At 58.3% G+C, this 21,725-nt stretch carries 24 protein-coding genes; 10 read left to right on the top strand and 14 right to left on the bottom strand.

Annotation, left to right across the window (positions count from 1 at the left end; translation table 11 throughout):
• Positions 1-72 precede the first annotated feature (72 nt).
• Together AACU78_RS15100 and AACU78_RS15095 are read left to right on the top strand one after the other, a co-directional pair.
• Positions 73-1,269, top strand: a complete 1,197-nt coding sequence (locus tag AACU78_RS15100) for a cysteine desulfurase family protein (protein WP_106576602.1) — start codon at positions 73-75, stop codon at positions 1,267-1,269.
• Positions 1,266-2,183: a DHH family phosphoesterase gene (locus AACU78_RS15095; RefSeq protein WP_106576601.1), complete on the top strand. Its 918-nt coding sequence runs from the start codon at positions 1,266-1,268 to the stop codon at positions 2,181-2,183. The genes AACU78_RS15100 and AACU78_RS15095 overlap by 4 nt, the downstream gene beginning before the upstream one ends.
• 71 nt (positions 2,184-2,254) lie before the next feature.
• Here the strand turns inward: AACU78_RS15095 and AACU78_RS15090 are convergent, their stop codons facing one another.
• Complete coding sequence (locus AACU78_RS15090) at positions 2,255-3,160, bottom strand: HNH endonuclease signature motif containing protein (protein WP_106576600.1); 906 nt, start codon at positions 3,158-3,160, stop codon at positions 2,255-2,257.
• 4 nt (positions 3,161-3,164) lie between these two features.
• Positions 3,165-3,299 carry a hypothetical protein gene (locus AACU78_RS15085; protein ID WP_256586918.1) on the bottom strand — a complete coding sequence of 45 codons (135 nt, stop codon included), beginning with the start codon at positions 3,297-3,299 and terminating at the stop codon, positions 3,165-3,167.
• Positions 3,300-3,810: 511 nt separating this feature from the next.
• Here AACU78_RS15085 and AACU78_RS15080 point away from each other — a divergent pair.
• The 5 genes from AACU78_RS15080 (at position 3,811) to AACU78_RS15060 (ending at position 9,038) form a co-directional block, all read left to right on the top strand.
• A complete protein-coding gene (locus AACU78_RS15080; protein WP_339382652.1) occupies positions 3,811-5,511 on the top strand; it encodes a hypothetical protein in 1,701 nt (566 codons plus the stop codon).
• A 317-nt stretch (positions 5,512-5,828) separates the two neighbouring features.
• Positions 5,829-6,629, top strand: coding sequence for an enhanced serine sensitivity protein SseB (sseB, locus tag AACU78_RS15075; RefSeq protein ID WP_106576599.1), 801 nt, complete (start codon positions 5,829-5,831; stop codon positions 6,627-6,629).
• 14 nt (positions 6,630-6,643) lie between these two features.
• Positions 6,644-7,234 carry a hypothetical protein gene (locus AACU78_RS15070; RefSeq protein ID WP_256586917.1) on the top strand — a complete coding sequence of 197 codons (591 nt, stop codon included), beginning with the start codon at positions 6,644-6,646 and terminating at the stop codon, positions 7,232-7,234.
• Positions 7,235-7,471: 237 nt separating this feature from the next.
• Positions 7,472-7,879: a hypothetical protein gene (locus AACU78_RS15065; protein ID WP_106576597.1), complete on the top strand. Its 408-nt coding sequence runs from the start codon at positions 7,472-7,474 to the stop codon at positions 7,877-7,879.
• Between the two features lie 97 nt (positions 7,880-7,976).
• Entirely contained in the window at positions 7,977-9,038 is a 1,062-nt protein-coding gene (locus tag AACU78_RS15060; protein ID WP_106576596.1) for an alpha/beta hydrolase family protein, read from the top strand.
• Here AACU78_RS15060 and AACU78_RS15055 read toward each other — a convergent pair.
• The 4 genes from AACU78_RS15055 to AACU78_RS15040 all read right to left on the bottom strand — a co-directional run bounded on the left by AACU78_RS15055 (position 9,017) and on the right by AACU78_RS15040 (position 11,842).
• Positions 9,017-10,240: an amidohydrolase family protein gene (locus AACU78_RS15055; RefSeq protein WP_106576595.1), complete on the bottom strand. Its 1,224-nt coding sequence runs from the start codon at positions 10,238-10,240 to the stop codon at positions 9,017-9,019. The two genes, AACU78_RS15060 and AACU78_RS15055, sit on opposite strands and share 22 nt — an antisense overlap.
• A 69-nt stretch (positions 10,241-10,309) precedes the next feature.
• Positions 10,310-10,549, bottom strand: a complete 240-nt coding sequence (locus AACU78_RS15050) for a DUF2790 domain-containing protein (RefSeq protein ID WP_106576594.1) — start codon at positions 10,547-10,549, stop codon at positions 10,310-10,312.
• 77 nt (positions 10,550-10,626) lie between these two features.
• Positions 10,627-11,097 carry a cyanase gene (cynS, locus tag AACU78_RS15045; protein WP_106576593.1) on the bottom strand — a complete coding sequence of 157 codons (471 nt, stop codon included), beginning with the start codon at positions 11,095-11,097 and terminating at the stop codon, positions 10,627-10,629.
• Positions 11,098-11,218: 121 nt separating this feature from the next.
• Positions 11,219-11,842: a carbonic anhydrase gene (locus tag AACU78_RS15040; RefSeq protein ID WP_106576592.1), complete on the bottom strand. Its 624-nt coding sequence runs from the start codon at positions 11,840-11,842 to the stop codon at positions 11,219-11,221.
• Positions 11,843-11,953: 111 nt separating this feature from the next.
• On the opposite strand from AACU78_RS15040, the gene cynR reads away from it, so the two are divergent.
• Positions 11,954-12,838: a transcriptional regulator CynR gene (gene cynR, locus AACU78_RS15035; protein WP_106576591.1), complete on the top strand. Its 885-nt coding sequence runs from the start codon at positions 11,954-11,956 to the stop codon at positions 12,836-12,838.
• A 14-nt stretch (positions 12,839-12,852) separates the two neighbouring features.
• On the opposite strand, the gene AACU78_RS15030 is transcribed toward cynR, so the two are convergent.
• On the bottom strand, positions 12,853-13,041 hold the full coding sequence (locus AACU78_RS15030; RefSeq protein ID WP_106576590.1) for a DUF1737 domain-containing protein: 189 nt from the start codon (positions 13,039-13,041) through the stop codon (positions 12,853-12,855).
• A gap of 276 nt (positions 13,042-13,317) precedes the next feature.
• Here AACU78_RS15030 and AACU78_RS15025 point away from each other — a divergent pair, with 276 nt between their 5' ends.
• Positions 13,318-14,706, top strand: coding sequence for an aminotransferase-like domain-containing protein (locus AACU78_RS15025; RefSeq protein WP_106576589.1), 1,389 nt, complete (start codon positions 13,318-13,320; stop codon positions 14,704-14,706).
• Here AACU78_RS15025 and panB read toward each other — a convergent pair.
• The gene (panB, locus tag AACU78_RS15020) at positions 14,694-15,509 is read right to left on the bottom strand and encodes a 3-methyl-2-oxobutanoate hydroxymethyltransferase (RefSeq protein WP_106576588.1); all 816 of its coding nucleotides are present in this window, start codon (positions 15,507-15,509) and stop codon (positions 14,694-14,696) included. The genes AACU78_RS15025 and panB overlap by 13 nt on opposite strands.
• A gap of 164 nt (positions 15,510-15,673) precedes the next feature.
• Positions 15,674-16,630 (bottom strand): glycoside hydrolase family 6 protein, encoded by a 957-nt coding sequence (locus AACU78_RS15015; protein WP_106576587.1) that lies wholly within the window; start codon positions 16,628-16,630, stop codon positions 15,674-15,676.
• Positions 16,631-16,711: 81 nt separating this feature from the next.
• Between AACU78_RS15015 and AACU78_RS15010 the strand changes: the two genes are divergently transcribed.
• Positions 16,712-16,876 (top strand): DUF2986 domain-containing protein, encoded by a 165-nt coding sequence (locus AACU78_RS15010; protein WP_106576586.1) that lies wholly within the window; start codon positions 16,712-16,714, stop codon positions 16,874-16,876.
• Here AACU78_RS15010 and AACU78_RS15005 read toward each other — a convergent pair.
• The 5 genes from AACU78_RS15005 to pxpB form a co-directional block, all read right to left on the bottom strand.
• On the bottom strand, positions 16,850-17,830 hold the full coding sequence (locus AACU78_RS15005; RefSeq protein WP_106576585.1) for a GlxA family transcriptional regulator: 981 nt from the start codon (positions 17,828-17,830) through the stop codon (positions 16,850-16,852). The genes AACU78_RS15010 and AACU78_RS15005 overlap by 27 nt on opposite strands.
• A 3-nt stretch (positions 17,831-17,833) precedes the next feature.
• Positions 17,834-18,376, bottom strand: a complete 543-nt coding sequence (locus tag AACU78_RS15000) for a cysteine hydrolase family protein (RefSeq protein ID WP_106576584.1) — start codon at positions 18,374-18,376, stop codon at positions 17,834-17,836.
• Between the two features lie 114 nt (positions 18,377-18,490).
• On the bottom strand, positions 18,491-19,831 hold the full coding sequence (locus AACU78_RS14995; protein WP_106576583.1) for an MFS transporter: 1,341 nt from the start codon (positions 19,829-19,831) through the stop codon (positions 18,491-18,493).
• Between the two features lie 171 nt (positions 19,832-20,002).
• Positions 20,003-20,941 (bottom strand): 5-oxoprolinase subunit C family protein, encoded by a 939-nt coding sequence (locus AACU78_RS14990; protein WP_106576582.1) that lies wholly within the window; start codon positions 20,939-20,941, stop codon positions 20,003-20,005.
• A complete protein-coding gene (gene pxpB, locus AACU78_RS14985) occupies positions 20,938-21,702 on the bottom strand; it encodes a 5-oxoprolinase subunit PxpB (protein WP_106576581.1) in 765 nt (254 codons plus the stop codon). The genes AACU78_RS14990 and pxpB overlap by 4 nt, the downstream gene beginning before the upstream one ends.
• Positions 21,703-21,725 lie beyond the last annotated feature (23 nt).

Below are 21,725 nucleotides of genomic sequence, written 5' to 3'. Positions count from 1 at the left end.
CCTGTGAGCCTCTGTTCGCATCTGCGAGCAGCATCCTGAATGACATAAAAAGAAAACCTGGAAGTGTTTGATATGGATATTGCTGTGGATGCAGTTTATGCCGACGTCTGTGGGTCGGCTCCGGTTTCAATGGGTGTCAGCAACATGCTTCAGGCGTTGTTTTCGACCCGCCAATGCGCCAACCCCAATGCCAATCACGCCCTGGGCGTTCAGTTGCTCGAACGCGTCGAACGGGCGCGTGGCAGCATCGCCAGCCTTTTGAACGTGGACGCCGACTGCTTGATTTTCAACAGCGGCTCCAGTGAGGGCTGTGCTCAGGTGTTTCATGGTTTTTTCGAACGTTACAAACATGAGCAACCCTTGGTGTTGTACTCAGCGATCGAACACGCCTGCACCCTGCAGAACATAAACCGCTACGGCCTGGAAGGCCTGCAGGCCATAGCAATCGGGCATCAAATGAACGGACTGCTCGACACCGAACAATTGGAGCAGTTGCTGCGCGCCCATGCCGGTCGCCCGACGTTGGTTTGCGTTATGGCCGTGCATAACGAAACCGGCGTGATTCAACCGATCGAAGACATCGCCCGACACGTGAAGGCTGGAGGTGGTTGGCTGTTTTCGGACATGACCCAGGCCATCGGCAAAATCCCTGTAGACCTGCACGCATCCGGCGTTGATTTCGCCATTGCGTCAGGACACAAGTTCGGGGCGTTGCCCGGTGCAGGTTTTCTGTACGCCAGAAGCCGCTACGGGTTGTCGCCATTGATTGTTGGCGGCGGCCAGGAAGGTGGGTTGCGCGGTGGTACTCAGAACTATCCGGGCATTCTTTCGATTGAAACCGCGTTGCAGGAGAAACAACACACCTACGGCACCGGCAAAGTCGCGGTACAACAGAGCCGGGAAACGTTTGAACGTACGCTGCAAGCGATGCTGGGCGAAGTGGTCGTGATCGGTCAGCAAGCGCCGCGTGTGCCTTGTGTGAGTTTTGTTGCATTGCCAGGGGTCAATACAAAAAAACTGCAGTGGGCCTTGAACACGCAGTCGATCTACATCACCGGTGGGTCGGCGTGCTCGGACAAGCAACGGAGCCTGTCCAACACGGTTACACAACTGGGGTATTCCGACCGGATCGCCGGGGCCACGGTGCGCATTTCCATCGACGAAGCACAGTGTCAATTGGTGTATGAGCGGATTCTGGCGGGTATCGCCCAAGCGCTGAAGCTGTCTTCGACTGTCCCGGCAGCTTGCGCTGTGACCCACGTGTCATGAGGGTGGTGACCTCAGGCTCGGCGTACCTGGACATCGACGCGTATGCCTGTTGCATTGCGTACGCCGAGCTATTGAATCACCTGGGCATTGATGCTCGGGCCGTCAGTAGCGCCCCGCTCAATGTCAGCATCTCCAGGACCGTGCTCGGATGGCAATCATCGCTGGACGATTATCGGCCGAGAGCGGGTGATGAGTTCGTGTTGGTGGATGTCTCCGACTACCACCATTTCGACCCGCTGGTGGTGCTTGAACAGGTGGTGGAAGTCATTGACCATCACCCAGGCTTTGAAAACCATTGGGCGCAGAAGCTCGGACCCGCGGCAGACATCCTGCCGATCGGCGCAGCGGCAACGCTGATTTTTCAGCGCTGGGAAGCGGCAGAGTTGTTGCCGCTGATCAGCGAAACAAGTGCCGCGTTGCTGGCCACGGCCATTCTGGACAACACCCTGAATTTCACCGGGCAGTTGACCACCCACTCGGATATCCGGGCGTATGAAATCCTCGCAGAGCGGGCGAAACTGGAAGCCGATTGGCCCGAGCGGTATTTCTCCGAGTGTCAGGCCACTGTCGAATCAGACCTGATTGGCGCGTTGGCGGTTGATGTGAAGCGGCTGAAAGCCGAGAGCAACCTGCCGCAGGTTTTCGCGCAGCTGGCGGTATGGGATGCCAGTGCGCTCATCCGAACCCATCGTGCAACGATGGGACACTGGCTGGCGGCGCAGGGTGAAGACTGGCTGTTGAACGTCATCAGCATCCGCGAGTGCAAAAGCTACTTTCTGGCTGAGCCCTTGGTCAGCCAACAAAAGTTGAGCCATTTACTGTCGATCGAATGGCAGGCCGCAATGGCGGTGCTGGAGCCCGCACTGCTACGCAAGGAACTGTTGAAGTTGGGGTTGGCCGCGCCTGCGTTGTGAGTAAACCGTAGCTGGTTTTGTAGCCGCGTTGAAGGGCTGGTTTTGGCCGACTTCTGCCAGTCAGTGAGACCTCAACGTGCGCCAGCAAAATACTCGCTTTCCTCAGGGGCATTTTTCCAGGATTCAAGAGCATTGATCACGTCTTGGCTGACAAGGGTGCCATTGTCCGCGAGGCACAGCACTTCTGAAGCGACAGCCTTGTTTTGAGGGATAGTTCCGAGTTGGTAGCCTGGGAAGTAAGACCCTGCGCTTGCAAAGCGAGGACGGATGTTGACTACGATGAGTGGCGCGATCACGACGCTATTGGTCTCGTCGTGGAGAACCTCAAGCTTGATCAAGAAAAGAGATAGCCCATTAGGATCTGAGTCATAGTCAGTCTCTAGGCGGAATGTGACTCGCTCCGTCTCCTGAGGCTTCACTTCGTGGTGGACCTTTATGCGCGAAACTGTCCCTTCCTCTTTGTATATCTTCAGGTCGTACGTTGCCGAGATAGGTACAAGACTATGGTGGTGATCCGTCAACGTTTCCCAGTGCTTGAGCGTGGTTGCCCTGACTTCTTTTATAAAAGTGACTTGCGTACCGCGATTGACCAGCTTCAGTTCTAAAGAGGTGATGTAGTCGCCGTTTTCGCCGCTGCAGCTTTCAACTTCATACAAATCAACAATCTTGAGACCCGGAGCAGTATCCACCAGATGCTTTGGCACCGGGTTCAAGATTGAAGCGGCGAGCAGTTGTTTGTAAAGCCTCAACGCTTTTCGATCAATGATGTCCGCGTGCGCCATTTTATGATGTTTGTCGCAGAGAACGATTAGGTTGCTTGGATCGTTATTCTCACGGTTGTGATCGATATGGTGAATTTCCAGGTAAGTGTGCTCAGTACACTGATTAATAGCGCAGCAATGACCACTCTCAACTTTAATTGCTCTGGCAACCTCTGCCGCAATGGTGGGGCGTTTCGTTGTGTAGATGCTATCCATGCTCTTACTCGCAGATATCTGAGTTGATTTTTTTATCGAGAAATTCCAGCAAATCAGTGAGTTGCTCAAGATCGACTACCGGGTGCGGTGCACCCCAGCCAAGAAAGCTTCCCTGGTCGACCAGCAAGGCCCCTGCCATCGCAGCTCCCTTCAAAGCCGGTACGTCCTATAGCCAATTGACCTTTCGTTCCAGCTTCGAGTGAAAACCCTCTTGGTCGTCCGGACCAAGTTTGCCAACAATATCAGTTAGTTTGCTCTTTGAGAAAGGCTGCGTGAGCACCTTGCATTCAAGTAAAACGGAGAAAAACGGGGTCAGACCACAATTACTTTAACGGTGGTCTGACCCCGTTTTTTCTGGCCAAGAAAGCTTCCCTGGTCGACCAGCAAGGCCCCTGCCACCTCAGCTCCCTTCAAAGCCGGTACGTCCGATAGCCAATTGACCTTTCGTTCCAGCTTCGAGTGAAAACCCTCTTGGTCGTCCGGACCAAGTTTGCCAACAATATCAGTTAGTTTGCTCTTTGAGAAAAGCTGCGTAAGCAGCTTACATTCAAGTAAAACGGAGAAAAACGGGGCAGAAAAACGGGGTCAGACCACAATTACTTTAACTGTGGTCTGACCCCGTTTTTTCCATGGCATTTTGATTTCCCCTCGTGTACCTTCGTATCAATAAAAAAGTGCTGATGGATGAGGAGTACAAAATGGATAATTATTTTCAAGATACAATCTCAAAAATCTATGGCGATGATGATGACTTTGTCGTTATTGGATTGACCGGCCGTACTGGGAGTGGTTGTTCTACAGTGGCAAATATTCTCTCAAGCAAGAAACACGAAATTAGACACTCTCTATTTTCAGGTCACAACCCAAAAGATAATGTTCAAAGAAAGCAAAAAGTTGTATTCAATTGTTTCAAGCATAATTGGGAGCCTTTCATAACCATCCAAGCCAGCACCGTTTTGCTAATGATGCTCTCCGAAGTAAGCATCGGAGATTCGGGAGTTTTTATAGGTCGCTCAGGTGACTTGGAACCTGATGCTGCCAAAAAAACCACTGATATCCTAAAGTCTATCCGAGACCAGAAATTTGATTTTACTGATATCAGCTCATTGCGAAGTTTTTATACTGAATTTCTACCGGAGAAAAACTCCGAGCTAAAAACTGTGATGGGTGGGGCAGCATATGTAAAACTATTTCAGCTTATTGGAAATAATTTGCGAAACTCCGGCGACGTTACTTCAGGCGAGGTAGTTAGTGGCAAATTATTTTCGTTGGCAGAGCGAATCAATATAATAATCAAGGAGATTCGTAAAGCGAGAGTGGATGGTGACAAAACATTTATAGTGATCGATGCAATAAGAAACCCGTTTGAGGCTATATATTTCCAAGATAGATACTCATCATTTTATCTGATGGCTGTTTCTTGCAATGACGACGAACGTAAGCGGCGATTGCGGGGGCTCGGCTATACTGACGCTGAAATAGATGTTGTTGACAAAGAAGAGTATGGCAAGTTAGATGCGACCAATCAAAAAGCTTATGTTAAGCAAGACATCAAAGCCTGCCTGCAGCGAGCCGACTTACATGTGAGCAACCCAGACTCGGGAAATATGGTCTCGCATTTTAACTCTTTAGCTGACCAGTTGTTGACATTTGTCGCGCTAATGATTAGGCCCGGACTAGTAACGCCTACTCCTTTAGAGCGATGCATGCAAATTGCTTATACCGCAAAACTAAACTCTGGGTGTATCTCAAGGCAAGTAGGTGCTGTAGTAACCGATGTCAATTTTTCAGTGCAGTCTGTTGGTTGGAATGATACACCGTTTGGACAAGTTCCGTGCAGCCTACGTAATCGGTTTGATTTAACGAATGGACATGACCAAGATGCTTATTCAGAATATGAAAAGCTTGATGTCAAATTCATAAGTGCCGCTCTGGCGGGAAATGAAAAATTCTTAAAAGTCGCAAGTACAGGGAGAAACATTTCCTATTGCTTTAAGGATGAGTACAACCAGCTTACAGGAAAGGACAATCAAGTTCACACAAGGTCACTTCACGCAGAAGAAAATGCTTTTCTGCAAATTGCAAAGTATGGTGGAAGAGGCGTTGAAGATGGGAAATTATTCACGACAGCTAGTCCCTGTGAACTATGTTCAAAAAAAGCTTATCAATTAGGGATCAAAGAGATTTATTACATTGATCCTTATCCAGGGATTGCGATGAGTCATATTTTAATGGGAGGTAGTAAAAATCCAAAGCTCATAATATTCTCCGGCGCTATAGGCAGGGCTTTTCATAACTTATACTCTCCTAAACTCTCATTCAAAGATGAGCTTAACGCTCTCTCTCTTTGATTTGCTCTTTGATGCGAGTCGAAAGCAGACCGAGTCGAACGTCTGCTTCTGGCCGATTGCTGCCCTCCGTAAAGGGCAGCTTAGGGTCGAGAGCAGCCTATCTCGCAGCGCATAACGCCATAAAAACCGGGTCAGGCCACCCTTTATAACAGTGGTCTGACCCTATTTTCTCGAGGAGCTATCCTTGAAGACCGTCCAGCGTGTCTCTGCGTATGCTTCAAATTTATTAGCCCCCTGTTCTTCCCGTTTTCACAGTGGCGTGAAAAACTGCGCGCACTTTGCCGCTCACCTTTTTGTCTGTTTCGATGGAACTGCCGATGGACATCATGGATACCCAGCAAGAAAACAACCTCGAAAAATCACTCCGGCTGGCGGCGAATGAACCGGCCCATCGTCCAGACTTTTTCAAGACTCTGTTGAATTCCTCCGTCTACGTCCTCGGCACTGCCGGCATTGGCGAAGGTCAAGTCAACATCGAGTCTGGTAGCAACATCAGCATTGCGCACTGGCAAAAACCTGACGGCTGCGCAGTCATCCCGTTTTTTTCTTCGTTGCAAACACTCCAAAGATCCATAGATAGCAAAGAATCCTACATAGAGATCCCGGCCAGATCGCTGTTTGAAATCACACTAGGCACCCCTCTTTTCCTCAATCCAAAGTCTGCTTACGGCAAAGAGTTTTTCCCGGAGGAAGTGCGCCATCTGCTCTCTGACGGGTTCGGCCAGGAGCCCGTGCAGCGCACAGTAGAAAAAGACACCAACGTGCTGCTCGGACAGCCGTCGCACTATCCGTCGAAGATGGTCAACTCGCTTACGCAATTACTCGCCAAACATCGCAACGTAAAGCGTGCATTTCTGGCGTTGATGCATGACGCATCGTCTGATCAGAAGCCTCATCTGATCATTGGTATTGAAGCGGATGGGGATATTGAACGGGTCATGCGCGAAGCCGGTAACGTTGCCGGGGATAGCGCTCCGGATGGCGAACCCGTTGACCTCTATCGCGTTCACGCGGGGGAATCAGGCCTTAGCGATTACTTCCTCACACAAACCGCACCCTTCTATGAACGAAAGTCGGCAGGCTGGCTGCGTTCATTGCTTGGCTTTGGCAAAGCGTGACAAGGATCAACTCCTTGCTAACCGCAGAGCAGGCCTGCGAAATCGTGCTTAGCCTGTTTGACGGCGTCATGAGAGATGGCAAACCTGAGCGTTTTGTCATTCAGTCATGTGAGCTTTCCGCCAACTGTGATTACTGGGTTATTCGCAGTAACAGTGAGGATTACGTCGTCCACGGCATGACGGAGTTCTGCTACGTCGGCGTTAACGCGCACTTGATCAACGTCATGACGGGAGAGCGTGAGACGGTCATCAGTTGCATGAGTGTCGATGAATATCTGCAAGACAAATACGATCTGGAGGCAGCGTCGGGCAACAAGTATGTACTGACCCCGGCAATTGACCGAGGCGACAAACCGGCTCTGGTCAATTTGCGTCGAAAGCTGCAGTGCACTTACCCGCAAACCCTTGCGTTGCTGACGGGCAAACAACGCTATTGGCTCACAGGTAAACGCAGGCTGCTTGAAGACGCGCAGCGACTGCTTTTCGAACAAGCCATAGCCACCCAAATTGAGTTAGTGCTTGATGCCGGCGAAGCGGTCGCCATCGGCGTCGAAACCTGGCACATAGAAGCGGTATTGAGGGCTGTGCGCGAGAGGTTGTGCTGAATGATTGGCGAACAATGAGCGAGGTGAAAATTCAGCGAGTCCCATTCTTTGTCGGTGGAACATGCGTTTCGTGATTTGACCATATGGGGTCTAAAGCCGGCTATCTCGCAGCGCATACCACCATAAGCCAACAGCCCCCCGTGAAGCCAAAGCACCTCGACCAGATACCAAACGCTTCACACCTATAAAGCTGGTAAAAACACGCCAACCAAACCCCATCTTTCTCGGAACCTCGCCATGCCGCGCCTTCGCCCCCTTCTGCTCTTGCTTTTACCCAGCCTGGCCCACGCCCTCCCCGCCCTGAAAGACACCACGCTCTACACCACCACCGCCCACGACTGCGTGGACGTCAACCTGGCCACCTGGCAGCACCCCACCCGCACGTTACTGGAGAAGAACAACTTCCAGCTCGAACGCATCCAGCTGTGCAACGGCGGTCATTACCCGATTTTCCAGGTGCAAGCGCCCTACGACCCACGCGGTCAGACCAAGGATTTTTTCCTGCCGTTGTATGAGCACATGCGCAAGGCCAACGGTAAATGGCCTTACGCGTTGGTCGACAGCAGCGACGCGGTGGTGGTGTACGTCAGCTATCCGAAAGACGATGAGATCTCCCTGGATTACGAGGGTTTCGAAGCACCGTAGAAGCGCGTTTCAAGCGTTGCAGGTGACCCGGCAGGGGATGCATTGCGAGGGCATTTCAGGTAATGATGCGCCACCCACATCAAGGACGATAAAAACAATGAAAACCGCGCTGCGCGCCCTGTTGCTGCTGTGCCTGTCTACGCCCGCCTTCGCGGCCGAAAGCCCGGTGGGTTTCAAGACCGCCACGCTGCCCGATGCCACACACCAGCGCCCGCTGGAACTGGTGGTCTGGTACCCCGCTACCTCCACAGCCCAACCCAAGCTGATCGCCGACAACGCGGTGTTCATCGGCGCCCTCGCCGTGCCCGACGCGCCACCGGCTGCCGGCGAGCATCCGTTGGTGGTGCTGTCCCACGGCTACGGCGGCAATTGGGGTAAACAGGTGTGGCTGGCCAGTGCCTTGGCGCACCAGGGTTATATCGTGGCTGCGGTCAATCACCCCGGCACCACCACCAAAGACCGCAGCCCCCAAGCTGCCGCGCAACTGTGGCTGCGCCCGGCCGACCTGAGCCGCGCTATCGACGCGGTCCTGGCTCAGCCGCAGCAATTTGGCGCGGTTGCGCCTACCCGGATTGCTGCGGTGGGCCACTCCCTCGGCGGCTGGACCGTGATGGAAATCGCCGGTGCACGCTTCGACCCCGAGCTGTTCAGCCGCGACTGCGCCGAACACCCGAAGTTGGGCGGCTGCATCGGCTACCAGCAGATGAACCCCGCCGCCACGCCCGCCGGCAAGGCCCAGTTGGCCGCTGACTTGAGCGACAAACGCATCACCGCAGTTGTGTCACTGGACCTGGGCTTGTCGCGAGGCTTCACCAGCGCCAGCCTGGCCGCACTGCCGGTGCCGGCGCTGGTGATCGCCGGGGGCGTGCCAACCGAGGACATGTCGCCCGAATTGGAGTCCGCCGACATGGTCAAGCGCATGCCAACATCCTCCACGCAGTACGTGGAGATCAGCGACGCCACGCACTTCAGCTTTATGCCGATCTGCAAGCCGGGTGGCATGGCATTGATTGAAGAAAGCTCGCCGGGCGATGGCATGATTTGCCGGGATGGCGAAGGGGCGCGGCCACGGGCGGTGATTCAGCAGCAAGTGGTGGCGCTGATCAGCGGGTTTCTGGCCAGGGCAAGCACGCCGGGTCAAAAAACCACCGAACGCTGACAGGCCGATGTCGCCACGATCTTCCCGCGTTTGAGCACCATCAACCGCGTCGGTAAATCGAGAATCACATCACTGACTGCGCGCGTATCCAACAACACCAGGTCAGCAGCCTTACCCACTGCCAACCCGTAGTGCTTCAAGCCCAGCGCTTTGGCCGGGCTTGTGGTGAGCATCGACAACACCGTGGCCTGGTCGTCCGCCCCGCCCAGGTGGCAGGCAGGAATTGCCAGTTGCGCAATATTGAGCAAGTCGCCGGTGCCAAACGGGGTAAAGGCGTTGCGAATATTGTTGGTGGCCAGGCACACATTCACGCCGCCATCACGCAGGGCCCGCACCGGTGTCAGCGTGCGGCGCACGTTATGACTGTCGCCGCGCGCACCGAGGTGCAGGTCGGTGGCAGGCAGGCACATGACGCTGATGCCAGCCTCGCGGATCAGCGCAATGATCTCGTGCTGTTTGTGCGGTGGCACGGCGCCCAGGCTTGTCAGGTGGCCGACACACACGCGGCCTTGATAGCCTTCCTGAAGGGTCTTGCGCGCGAGGTACTCAATGGTCATGTGTTCGGCGTGGTCGGCGAAGTCCTGGTGCAAATCGATGTCCTTGCCGTAGCGCTTGGCCAGGGCGAACACAAAGTCGATATGTTCATGCGCCGAGTCATCGTTGTAGGGAATGCCGCCCACCACATCGGCGCCTTTTTCCATGGCCTCGACCATCATTTCCCGCATCCCTGGCAGCTTCAGGATGCCTTCCTGAGGAAAGGCGACCACCTGAATATCGATGACGTCGCGAAATTTCTCCCGCAGGTCCAGCACCGCATCAAACCCGGTGAAGCCTTGTACCGGGTCGAACTCGGCGTGGGCACGCACATGAGTAGTGCCGGCTTGCACCAGCGCACGTAAGACCTGGGTGGAGCGCTCCAGAATGTCGTCGCGGGTCAAGCTGGGTTTGAGTTCGGCGGTCACTGCAATCGCCTCTTTCAACGTGCCGGAGCGATTGGCCTTGCGGTGCATGACATGGGCTTTTTCCAGGTGCAGGTGGCCTTCGACAAAACCGGGTATCAGCACGTTGCCGTGACCCTGAATTTCCTGCTGGGCATGCGCTGAAATGCGAGGCGCAATTTCAATGATTTTGCCGTCGTGCACCGCCACATCCATCAGCGGTTGTGCGTCGTCGACGCGTACATTGCGAAAGATTAAATCCATGGGTATGGCCCTCAAGTTGCTGCCCTCAGGCGCACCGGGCGCAGCGGTAAAAAACAAACAATGGGTGGCTTAACCGTTGGAACAGCCGTTACCCATCACGTGGTATTCAAGAATGTGCTGCTGGCCCTTCGAGTCTTCATAAGTCATGCGCACAGGCACCACTGCGCAGACGTCTGCAATGTCGCTGATGGAAATGACGTGGGCGATGTCCAGGTGCTGGGCATAGCTGTATTGCTCAACCGGAAGCAGCTGGTCGGCCATCGCCGCGCTGCAAAAAACCCCAACCACCAGTGCAAGTAACGCTTTTATGCTCAGATAACCTCTTCGACATCGTGAGGAGAGTGGAGCCCGGCGACCAGGCGCCGCCGGGCCCTTTGCGGACGTGATCAGAACGGTTTGGTCGGCAGGTATTTGCCATCCAGGGTGATCACCGCGCGCGAGCCGCCGTCCGGGTCTTCAACCTTCTTGACGTCGAGCTTGAAGTTGATCGCGCTGATAATGCCGTCGCCAAACTTCTCGTGAACCAGTGCCTTGAGCGTGGTGCCGTAGACCTGAATCATTTCGTAGAAACGGTAGATGGTCGGGTCGGTCGGGATGCCGTTGCCGATGCTGCCGCGCACGGGGATGGTTTGCAGCAGCAGCACAGCGTCCACGTCGAGGCCCAGGGTGTCGGCAACGGTTTGGGCGGCGTCGGCCGGCAGCGGGTGTTGGCCGAGCAACGCAGCGGTGACGAAGGCTTCGTGCAGGCCGGTGCCCTCGGCGATCTGGGCGAACGACAGGTCTTTGCGGGCCTTGGCCAGCAGGATGACGTCGGTCAGGGCAAGGCGAGTGTTCTGGCTGATGTGTGACTGGATCATGGGGTTATCTCCGTGAGTAAAAACAATGGGTAAAACGGTTGATGGGGAAAGCGCCAACTATCAACTGTGGAAGCTGGCTTGTCGGATCGCCGCACCGCTGCGATGCAGACACCGCGGTGCATCAGGCAGGGTAATCGGCCAGTGGCACGAAGGTGCCGGTGCGGCTATCGAAGGCCTGGATACAGCCGCTTTCGATGTCGTAGACCCAGCCATGCAGGGTCACGCGCTTCTCTTCGAGTGCCAGGCGTACCGAGGGGTGCGTCTGGATATTGGCCAATTGCGCGATCACATTTTCGCGGACCATGGAGGCGACTTTGGCGGGCTGGTCGACATGCTGGCGAGCCTCGTTGACCACCCGGCCGGAGTCGGCGTAGCGCAGCCAGCTGGCCACGGCGGGCATGTGGTCCAGGCATTTGCAGGTGGCGATGGCGGTCATGGCGCCGCAGTCGGAATGCCCGCAGATCACGATGTCGCGAACCTGCAAGGCCGCGACGGCGTATTCCACTGACGCCGACACGCCGCCCGGCTCCGGGCCGTAAGAGGGCACGATATTGCCGGCGTTGCGGATGACGAACAGGTCGCCCGGCTCACGCTGCGTGACCAGCTCGGGCACCAGACGGCTGTCGGAGCAGGAGATGAACAGCGCCCGTGGGCTCTGCTGGTTGGCCAGGTCTTTGAACAAGCCGGCGCGCTCAGGGAAGGCACTGCGCTGGAATTTCAGGAAACCGTCGATGATGTCTTGCATGGGTAACTCCTTTGAATCGCGATGCGATGGAGCAAAGGTTACGGAGCCCGTGCAATAAGGTAAAAGTCTCATATATGATCCAGCACATTAGATAATCTTATGAGTACAAACATGCTGGCACGCCATATCCACTACTTCCTGGCCGTTGCAGAACACCAAGGCTTTACCAAAGCGGCGGCGGCCCTGCATGTCTCGCAGCCGGCACTGTCCCAGCAAGTGCGGCAGTTGGAGGAGAGCCTCGGTGCCCAGTTGTTTGATCGATCCGGTCGCCAGACGCGGCTGACCGATGCCGGCGAGGTGTACCTGCGTTATGCGCTGCGGGCGGCGCAGGAGCTGCAGCAAGGCAAGCGCGCGATTCATGACGTGGGCGACCTGAGCCGGGGCACGCTGAGGATTGCCGTCACGCCGACGTTCACCACCTACCTGGTGGGGCCGCTGGTGGAGGCCTTTCACGGCCGCTATCCAAACATCACGCTGAACGTGCGTGAGGTTGCCCAGGAACAGATGGAAAACCTCCTGCTGGCGGACGAACTGGACGTGGGGATCGCGTTTGATGAGGTGCACGCGCCCGACATCGACGCCACGCCCCTGCTGGTCGAAACCCTTGCACTGGTAGTCGGCAAGCAGCACCCGCGGGCTGAGGAGCGGGTTATTGGGCTGGAGGCGTTGGACGGTGAATCACTGATTTTGCTGGGCAAGGAATTCGCCACCCGCGAGCAGATTGACCGCTATTGCAGCACGCATGGCATTCGCCCACGCGTGGTGATGGAGGCCAATGTGATTGGCGCGCTGATTGAGGTGGTGCGCCGGACTACGCTGTCGACGCTGCTGCCCGCCGCGATTGCGCGGGCGCATCCAGAGTTGGTGGCCATTGAGCTGGGCCCGCAGCGGTTACAGCGCACCGCCGTGTTGATGCAGCGCAAAGGGGGTTATCAGCCTGCGGCGGCGCGGGCGTTTTTGGCGCTGGCCAAGGACGTCGCCGAGGGGCTGACCTGACAAGGCCAACGGGCCTACTTACCAGGCCCCCAAACAATGGCCTGAGCCACCACGACGTACTCGCCGTTGAAGGTGGCCGCTGGCGAGCCATATAACTGATAACCCAGCGCAAGGGCTTCCGAGACGCGGTGACAAAACGCGGCGTCATCCTTGCCCGTCAGTAGCCGGTAAACAGGTAATCCATCGGGCGGCGAGGTTTGCATGGTGTGGTTTTCCTGCTCGACATGAAAGTATCAGGCCCCAACGCATCGTACGGCCCGTGAACGAATCGACAGCAGCATCCATGATTTCCTGCTTCGGCTCAAATCTGCAATCCGATAAGCACAGCGGCGCGCGCGCTCGTCAGGAATGTTAAGGGTGCACGGCTTGATCATGGAGGGCTGCCGTTGAGTTCCGTATCACATCGCCTTGAGTAATACTGGCCCGGCCCCAACCCCGATGTATTCCCCGTGTAACCTGGTCGAGTAGCGCGAGTAGTCATGGATAGAACTAAACACAGCGCGTTCGCCTATCAGGCGGTGTACCGCTACCTGGTCGAGTTGATCGACGCCGGCCCGCCAGACGGCGAACGCAAATTGCCGTCTCTGCGCCAACTGGCCGAGCGCCTGGGTGTGTCAGTGTCGACCACCAAGTACGCCTACGCGCTGCTTGAAGATCAAGGGCGGATCTACGCCAAAGCCAAGTTCGGCTACTTCACCCGATCGCTACCGGCGCCGTTATTGACTGAAGGCACATCAAGCCTGCTCGACCAGGTGTTTGCCACGGCCCGCCAGCCCGGGATGCTGGCGCTGAGCAGCGATGCCCCGGCGATGCTGCTGTCGCTGGAAAACCCGCTGCTGATGCTCGAACGCGAACTCACCCGCCAACACCCGCGCTCGCTGGCGCCGCTGTACCTGCCGTTCGGCGAGCCCGAGTTGCGTGCCGCATTGGCCGAGCGCTACACCCAATCTGCCGAGCGTTACTGGCAGGCCGACCATGTGTTTATCGGCTCGGACTTGCACGCGGTGTTGGACGCAGCGCTCAACGCGCTGGACCTCGCCGGCACGGTGGCGTTGGTGGAGTCGCCGTGTTCGTGGGCGATCCTGCGTCAGCTGCAGGCAGCGAAGATCCGGGTGATCGAGTTGCACCTGAATGCGCACGGGCGGTTCGACCTGGCCGCGCTGGAAGGAGTACTGAAGCGGGCGCCGATTCGATTGGCGGTGCTGTCGTCGACGGTGAATATCCCCCAGGGTGGCGTGATGCCCGCGCAGGACAAACAGCAGATTTGCCGCTGGCTGGCAGAGCGGGATATCTGGCTGTTCGAAAACGACACCTACGGCGAGTTGTATTTCGAGCCGCGACCGGCGCGCTATCGCGACTTTGCCGACCCGCAGAAGCTGTTGGTGTTTTCGACCTTCGACAAAGTCATCGGCGCGGAAGCGCCTTATGGGTACGTACTGAGTCGCGGGCAAGGCTCGCAGTTGCAGCGCGAGTTTCTCAAGCGCGGGTTCCGCCTGTCGCCTATCCGTCAGAAGGCGATCGCCAAACTGTTCACGTCCAAGCGTATCGACCCACATTTGAAAGCGCTGCGGGCACTGCTGCTCAAGCGCATGACCCAACTCGACGCGCTGCTGAGCGAACACGATCAGTGGCAGGTACACCGCCCCCACGGCGGCGCGAGTTTCTGGCTTGAGGCTTCGCCCGCCGTCGACATGCGCAAGGTATTCGAGCGTCTGCGGGCCGAGCGCATCGTCATTGCGCCAGGCGAACTGTTCAGTCAGCAAGGCGCCTGGCGCCATCACCTACGCCTGAGCTACACCCTCGACTGGGGCAAGGATATCGCCCAGGCCGTAAACCTGCTGGTCCAGGCGATGCGTCAAAGCCCGTAGCAATGCCGCGCCTCGGGGAAACGCCCGTGGCGTACGTCATCGGCAAAGCGCTCGCAGGCATCGCGAATCACCGCGCCGACATCGGCGTACTGTTTGACGAAACGTGGCAGGTGCTCACCGCTCAGGCCCAGCACGTCCTCGGTGACCAACACCTGACCATCGCAGGCAGGCGAGGCGCCGATGCCGATCGTCGGCATTTTCGCGTCCTGGGTGATCTGCCGGGCCACACCTTCGGCCACGCCTTCCAGCAGCAGGCTAAAAGCGCCCGCCTCCAGGTTGGCACGCGCATCTTCAGCGATCACCGCAGCGGTTTGAATCGTGAGGCCCTGCGCCTTGAAACCGCCCATCACATTCACAAACTGCGGCATCAGCCCCACATGGGCCATCACCGGAATGCCGCGCGCCACCAGAAACTCAACCGTGCTGGCCAAGGCCTGGTTGGCTTCCAGCTTGACGGCGTCGCACCCGGTGCGCGCCAATACCTGGGCGCAGTTGCGAAACGCCTGCTCGTGGGATTCCTGGTAGCTGCCAAACGGCATGTCGGCGATGACACAGGCCAGGCGCGTGCTATCGACCACTGCGCGAGTGTGGCCGATGATTTCTTCGAGCTGCATGCTCAAGGTTGAAGGCCGGCCATAGCCGACCATGGCCGTGGAATCACCCACCAGAATGAAGTCGACCAACGGGTCGATCAGCGTGGCGATGGCGCTGGAATACGCCGTCAGGGAGACGATTTTCTGCTGGCCTTTCATCGCGACCAGTTGCGGGACGGTGATGCGTTGGGTGCGGGTATGGGTGCTCATCAAATGCCTTCCGTTTGCGCTGAATACCCGGCCTGATTATTGGCAAATCAGCCGGTGATTCAATGCACAGATCGGCGCTGAAAAGCGACCCAGATGCCAAGACGTTCCGTTGTGGCGAGGGCCGTTGCGCGTTCGCCAACAGCACCGGGGTCACGCAGAGGGGTTTATTTGCCCTCGATCAACCGCAGCGCCAACGGCGCGCTGAACGTGCCGGCCGCCGGCCCACCATGGCAGTCGGCGATGGGTGAAGAGGCGCCGTCCGAGTTGCCCGGCAGCTTGATCCACAGCGCCAGCAGGTTGGGCGTGACGGCGTGCGGCAGCATGCCCAGCTTGCGTGCAGGCGGGTTGCACCAGTCGCCAGGGACGGCGCCGTTGCCGTTGCGGCTGGTGTCGACGACCACGGCTTTTGTGTAAGCGTGATTGGCAAAGAGCCTGGCGTTGATCCGGTCGGCGTAGTCACGGGATTGATCGAGCGTGTAGAAATTGGAGACGTTCAGCGCAAAACCGTGTGCGTTTTTTATCCCGGCCGCATGCAGGGTATCGGCCATCTGCGCGGCGGGCTTCCAGTGCGCGTTACCGGCGTCCAGGTACACGTCGGCCTGGGGCGCGCGTTGCTTGAAAGCTGCGACTGTGTAGTTGAACAGCGCCAGGCGCTCGTCTCGCTGAGACTGACTGAGGCACTGCATGTCCGGCAAGGCATCGGGCTCCAGGATGATGATCGCCGGTTTGCGGCCAACGCCGTTGATCAGGTGGTCGATCCAGGCGCGATACGCTGTCGCATCGGCCGCGCCGCCTGCAGAGGCGCCGCCGCTGCAGTCACGGTGCGGCAGGTTGTAGGCGACCAGAATCGGTGTGGCGCGGGCCGTGGCGGCGGCGGATACGTAGCGCTTCACACGCGGCTCAAGCTGATCGCTGCCCTGGCTGCTGCCGGTCAGCCACAGCGCACTCGGCACCTGGGCAATGGCCACACGGATGATTGCCGCATCGGCCGCCTGCGGGTTGTGTTTTACCCACTGGGCAGCGGTCGATTCAGGATTGACGTAGAAAGCGTCGCCGGCGTGCGCAGCCGGTAGCACCGCTAACACCACCAGACTGGCAACCCCAACGATGAACCTGAGCATAGGTTGACTCCACAAGGCCGAGGCCTGACGCACTGCCTCAAGCTGATATCATGCGAACACTTACCCGCTGAGTAGCACACCATGAACCGCCAGAAAAAACTGCAGCAGCTCTTCAAGGCCAAAGCGAAAAAAGCCAGCGCCAAATTGGCCCCCAAGAGCAAAGATAAATACATCAGCAAAGCCGACCGCGCCAAACTCGAAGCCCAGGACGATCAAGCGTCAACCACCACCGACACGCCCAGCTGACGGCGTCCCCGCTTCATATTTGCCCCAGATACGCCGCAGATGCCGCGCCGAACCAAAGCCCGCGCGCTCGGCGACGGTTTCAATGTCCAGGGTCGATTCAACCAGTAATTCACGCGCCACGGTTAAACGCAGGGTGTGCAGATAATCCAGCGGACTGATGCCGACGTGTTCGTGAAACAGTCGCGCCAGGTGCCGGGTGCTGGTGCAGGCCAGGCTGGCCATACGCGCGACGGTCCACGGCTCACACGGGTCTGCGGCGACGGCGTCCTGCACCCGATGCACGGCGGGATGCAGGTGGTTGCGCCCGGCGATCCAGGCCGACAGCTGTGGATCGGCGCCGCTGCGGCGCATGTACACCACCATGTCCCGTGCAACCGCGCAGGCCAGTCGCGGCCCGGCCAGCTCGGCAACCCAATGCAGCATCAGGTCGATGCCGGCAGTGACGCCGGCACTGCAACTGATGTTGCCATCGGTGACGTACAAGCGGTTTTCCAGTACTCGAGCCTTGGGCGCCAGGGTTTGCAAAGCGGCGCACAGTGCGTGGTGCGTGGTGCATTGGCGTCCGTCCAGCAGCCCGGCGCGGGCGGCGCTCAAGGCCCCCGCACAGACGCAAACCAGCTTCTCGCCAGACGGCGCGAACACCGCCTGCAGCCACTGGGTCAGCACGCTGCTGGCCGCTTCAAATGCCTGCTGCCCCGCCTTGCTGACCTTCGATGTAGAGCCCACCAATACCACCAGCGTGCCCGGCGCCAGGGTTGGCGGAAGCGGCGCCAACCCGGTCAGGGGCAAGCCGATGGACGTTTGCAGCGTTTCAACCGGGCTGACGTATTGCAAGTCGAACTCAACGGCCGTCGAGTCCTCGACCTGAGTGGCCAGGCGCAGCACTTCGGCGGGACCGGCCAGGTCCAGCATCAGCACGTTGGGCAGCAGTACAAACAGCACCGGCACGCTCACGGGTCAATCCTCCAATGCCTGGGCGACCGTGACGATGCGCGCAAAGCGGCCTTCCAGCACCAGCTCCGTACGCTCGCGTATTTCGGCTGCGGTATAGACCCGGCCGCTGCGCACGTGGGTCATCGGGAAGGTCAACGTCGCTTCGCTGACAAACTCCACACTGAGGCCACTGTCCGACGCCTGCCGCGTGGTGGTTTCACAGCACTGTTCGGTGCGGATGCCGCTGATGATCACTGTGGTCACTCCCATTTCCGTGAGCCGCGCCGCCAAGGGCGTGCCGGCGAACGCGCTGTGAAAGCGCTTGTGAATGACCTGGTCAGGGTTGATCGACAACTCGCTCAATGCCCGAACATTGCCCGAGGCCAGCGAAAAATGCCCCTGGTCTTCCACATGGAAGACTTGTATCACCGGGATGCCCTGTTGAACACACCCATCAATGAGGGCCTGTTGCTTTTCCAGGTAACCCGGCAGGTCATTTTCGGACCAGTAGCTTGAATGGCGGAACGAATGCTGGGCATCGATAACAATAAGGGCTTTGCGGCTCATGAGGTGTCCTGTTGGCGTGCAGTTCAGCGAGTGATGCAAGCCATACTAGGCAGTGCGGCACGCGAGCGACAGGCACATGACGGACCACTTGCGGACGTATTCGGACATTCATTTTCAGCGACGCAAAGCGCCTTGGGAGGTTTCACGCAAGGTGGTCAAGGCAATCAGCGCACAGACCGCCGCGCCGGCCATGAAAAACCCCGGGATCAGCAAATTGCCGGTCGAGCCGATCAGTGATGTGACGATGTAAGGCGTGATCCCGCCGCCCAGGATGGCGCCCAGATTGATGCTGATGGCCATGCCGGTGTAACGAACCCGAGTAGGAAACTGCTCGGCATAGGTCGGGTAGCCCACCGACTGGATCACCGGCATCGGCAGCGTCGCCACAAAAAACGCCAGGACCGCGATGAACAGGCTGCTGTTGTTCATCAACACCATCATCGGAATCACCAGTACCGCATAACCGACAAAGCCGATGGCCAGGGCTTTCTTGCGCCCGATACGATCCGACAGCCCGCCCCAGAACGGCATCAGCGCGGCCATGCACAGGCTGACGCCGGCGATGACCCAATAGATCTTGGACTTCTCGAAATGCAGGTAGGTGGTCAGGTAGATGTTCATGAACACCAGGCCGATGTAGTAGCCGGCGTTCTGTGCAAAGGCGAACACCACCACGCGCAGCACCGCCGGCAGGTTCTGCGTGAGCACTTCCTTGACCGGCGCGGTGGGCGGCTTTTCCACGGCAAGAAAGGCTTTGAACTCAGGCGTCTCCTCGACGTTGTGGCGCATGATGCACGAAAAGATCACCAACGGAATCGCCAGGAAAAACGGGATACGCCAGGCCCAGGCTTGCAGCTGCTGCGCATCGACAAGGCCGGTGGTGATGCCGCAGATGATCGCTGCCATCGACCCGCCAATCGCAACCCCCACCGGCGTGAACGCACCGTAGAAGCCACGGCGGCCCTTGGGTGAAGACTCGGCCAGAAAAGCCGCAGCCCCAATCACCTCGCCGCCGGCGAAAAAGCCCTGCGCCAGCCGGATCAGCACCAGCAGGATCGGCGCGGCAATCCCCACGTGGGCGGCCGTCGGCAACAGCCCGATCATCGCGGTAGCGGTGCCCATTCCGATGACGGTGCTCAGCAATACTTTGCGCCGACCGATGCGGTCCGCCAGCCGCCCGAGCAGAATGCCGCCCAATGGCCGGATCAAGAATGCGCTGCCAAACACCGCCAGCGTGGCCAGCAATGCGGCGGCGGCGTTATCGCTGGGAAAAAACAACGGCGCGATAATCGTCGCCATAAAGCCGTACACACCGAATTCGTAATACTCCACTGCAGTGCCCGTCGCGGCAGCGATGGCTGCCCGCTTGGCGATCCTGGTGGCGCTGCTGTCAGCGGTCTTGTCGAACTCGCCCAAACGCGGCGATGGGATGGGAGTAGCGATCACGCGAGACATAAACACCTTCCACTCTGACCGTTGGTCATTTGAGTTATTGAGGTGGACAGTTCCACCCAGAAGTAAACCCGTCAGGTTGCGAGGGGTTTTAATGCTCGACAGTAAGAAATGTGAACGTGGGCTTAATCATCTAGCGCTCCTGTTTTTATTATCGGTAGCGATGGCTTTTGCTCAGTGGGCGGCCTCCAGTCGTTCCAGCGCGTGTGCACGCGCCACGAACAACGCTTGAGCCGTGGGTAAATCAATCAGCGAAAATCGAATCTCATCGCCGGGCAACAATTGCGCCAGCCTGGGTAAATCCACACTGGCCACCTGGGCGATGCGCGGGTAGCCACCGGTGGTTTGCCGGTCGGCCATCAGCACAATCGGCTGACCGCCGGCGGGCACTTGCACGGTGCCGAAGGCCACGCTTTCGGACAGCAGCTGGCGGGGCTGCGTCAGGTCCAGCGTGGCGCCGTCCAATCGATACCCCATGCGATCCGAGGCAGCGGTCAGCTGATAGGGCTCATGCAGGAAGTCATGGCGAGCTGTTTCGGTGAAGTCGGCCCATTCGCGCCCCGGCAGCACCCGAATGGACGCTGGACGTGTCGGCGCGCCAAGCCGCCAGCCCGCAGGAATATTCAACCGCACGGGGTTTGCGAACGATGAGCAAATGGGGATCACATCGCCGGCTTGCAGTGCGCGCCCCGACAGCCCGCCAAACCCTCCCCGGCTATACGTGCTGGCGCTGTTCATCACCGGCGTGAGCAGATAACCGCCGGCCACGGCCAGATAGGCCCGCGCGCCGTACTCACGCGTCTCGAAGCGAAGCATCGCGCCCGGTTTGATGCGCACGGCGTGCCCGGGTTGCAGCGCAACACCGTCCAGGCGCGCGCCCAGGTCAGCCCCGGCCAGGGCGATCAGCGCCTGTGCCTGAAAGCACAAGACCGGGCCTTGAAGGGTGATTTCCAGGGTCGCAGCGGTGGCCGGGTTGCCCACCAACAGGTTGGCCAGCGCATGCGCGTCCTGGTCCATGGCGCCGTTGACCGGCACGCCCCAATGCTGGAAGCCCACGCGGCCGGTGTCTTGAAAGGTGGAAAACAGACCGGGCCTGATCACTTTGATGGTCATCGCTGCGCTCCGGCCAGTTGTTCAAATTCACGGGCGGTGATGGGCACGAAGCGCACCTGATCGCCACCGCTCAACAGGCACGGCGGCTGATTGGCCGGCGAAAACATCGACAACGGTGTGCGGCCTACGATGTTCCAGCCACCTGGCAAATCAGTGGGGTAAATCACGCTCTGACAATTGGCCAGGCCGACGCTGCCGCGCGTGACCAGCGTGCGCGGTACGGCGCGGCGCGTCAGTTTCAACGCAGGCTCGTGCATGCCGATATAGGGATGGCCCGGTGCGAAACCGACCATCAATACGTCGACCCACTGCCCGCTGTGTGCGGCGATGACTTCGTTGGGCGTGATGGCGCAGGCGTTGGCGATGTCCAGCAGATCCGGCGCGTAGTCGCCCTCGTAGCACACCGGGATTTCCAGGCGTTTGGGTGTGATGCGTGCCAGGTTGTGCTGTTGAGTCAGGGCGTTTTCCAACACCTGGGCAATAGCGTCGTAGGGCAACAGTTCGGGGTACAGCCTGGCGATGATAGGCGGGGCATAATGCACGCCCACGGACACCATCGCCGGGATCACATCGGTCACGCCGCCAAGCAGCCCACGCGCCAACAGGTCATGCAGCGTGGCACTGAACGCCACGGCACGGCGGTTGGCCTGCGCGCTGAACAGCGATGCAAACACCACCACGATGCAGCTGTCGCCACACGGCTCGAACTGCCAGCGCTGTTCGGCACGCACAGGCCGAAAATCACAGTCAACGTCAGACATCACGTCACTTCTCTCATGCGGCA

This window comes from Pseudomonas sp. R9.37, assembly GCF_963878885.1.
Taxonomy (GTDB): Bacteria; Pseudomonadota; Gammaproteobacteria; order Pseudomonadales; family Pseudomonadaceae; genus Aquipseudomonas.
The sequence above is the reverse complement of the archived record's forward strand: the minus strand, read 5'-3'. Positions and strand labels throughout refer to the sequence as shown.

Coding starts and splice junctions, on each gene's coding strand:
- AACU78_RS15025 (WP_106576589.1), top strand. CDS start 13,318: ATGGATAGAACTAAACACAGCGCGTTCGCCTATCAGGCGGTGTACCGC.
- AACU78_RS15015 (WP_106576587.1), bottom strand. CDS start 16,630: ATGCTCAGGTTCATCGTTGGGGTTGCCAGTCTGGTGGTGTTAGCGGTG.
- sseB (WP_106576599.1), top strand. CDS start 5,829: ATGGACATCATGGATACCCAGCAAGAAAACAACCTCGAAAAATCACTC.
- pxpB (WP_106576581.1), bottom strand. CDS start 21,702: ATGTCTGACGTTGACTGTGATTTTCGGCCTGTGCGTGCCGAACAGCGC.
- AACU78_RS15085 (WP_256586918.1), bottom strand. CDS start 3,299: ATGGCAGGGGCCTTGCTGGTCGACCAGGGAAGCTTTCTTGGCTGGGGT.
- AACU78_RS15040 (WP_106576592.1), bottom strand. CDS start 11,842: ATGCAAGACATCATCGACGGTTTCCTGAAATTCCAGCGCAGTGCCTTC.
- AACU78_RS15095 (WP_106576601.1), top strand. CDS start 1,266: ATGAGGGTGGTGACCTCAGGCTCGGCGTACCTGGACATCGACGCGTAT.
- AACU78_RS14995 (WP_106576583.1), bottom strand. CDS start 19,831: ATGTCTCGCGTGATCGCTACTCCCATCCCATCGCCGCGTTTGGGCGAG.
- AACU78_RS15055 (WP_106576595.1), bottom strand. CDS start 10,240: ATGGATTTAATCTTTCGCAATGTACGCGTCGACGACGCACAACCGCTG.
- panB (WP_106576588.1), bottom strand. CDS start 15,509: ATGAGCACCCATACCCGCACCCAACGCATCACCGTCCCGCAACTGGTC.
- cynR (WP_106576591.1), top strand. CDS start 11,954: ATGCTGGCACGCCATATCCACTACTTCCTGGCCGTTGCAGAACACCAA.
- cynS (WP_106576593.1), bottom strand. CDS start 11,097: ATGATCCAGTCACACATCAGCCAGAACACTCGCCTTGCCCTGACCGAC.
- AACU78_RS15000 (WP_106576584.1), bottom strand. CDS start 18,376: ATGAGCCGCAAAGCCCTTATTGTTATCGATGCCCAGCATTCGTTCCGC.
- AACU78_RS15060 (WP_106576596.1), top strand. CDS start 7,977: ATGAAAACCGCGCTGCGCGCCCTGTTGCTGCTGTGCCTGTCTACGCCC.
- AACU78_RS15065 (WP_106576597.1), top strand. CDS start 7,472: ATGCCGCGCCTTCGCCCCCTTCTGCTCTTGCTTTTACCCAGCCTGGCC.
- AACU78_RS15010 (WP_106576586.1), top strand. CDS start 16,712: ATGAACCGCCAGAAAAAACTGCAGCAGCTCTTCAAGGCCAAAGCGAAA.
- AACU78_RS15090 (WP_106576600.1), bottom strand. CDS start 3,160: ATGGATAGCATCTACACAACGAAACGCCCCACCATTGCGGCAGAGGTT.
- AACU78_RS15030 (WP_106576590.1), bottom strand. CDS start 13,041: ATGCAAACCTCGCCGCCCGATGGATTACCTGTTTACCGGCTACTGACG.
- AACU78_RS14990 (WP_106576582.1), bottom strand. CDS start 20,941: ATGACCATCAAAGTGATCAGGCCCGGTCTGTTTTCCACCTTTCAAGAC.
- AACU78_RS15100 (WP_106576602.1), top strand. CDS start 73: ATGGATATTGCTGTGGATGCAGTTTATGCCGACGTCTGTGGGTCGGCT.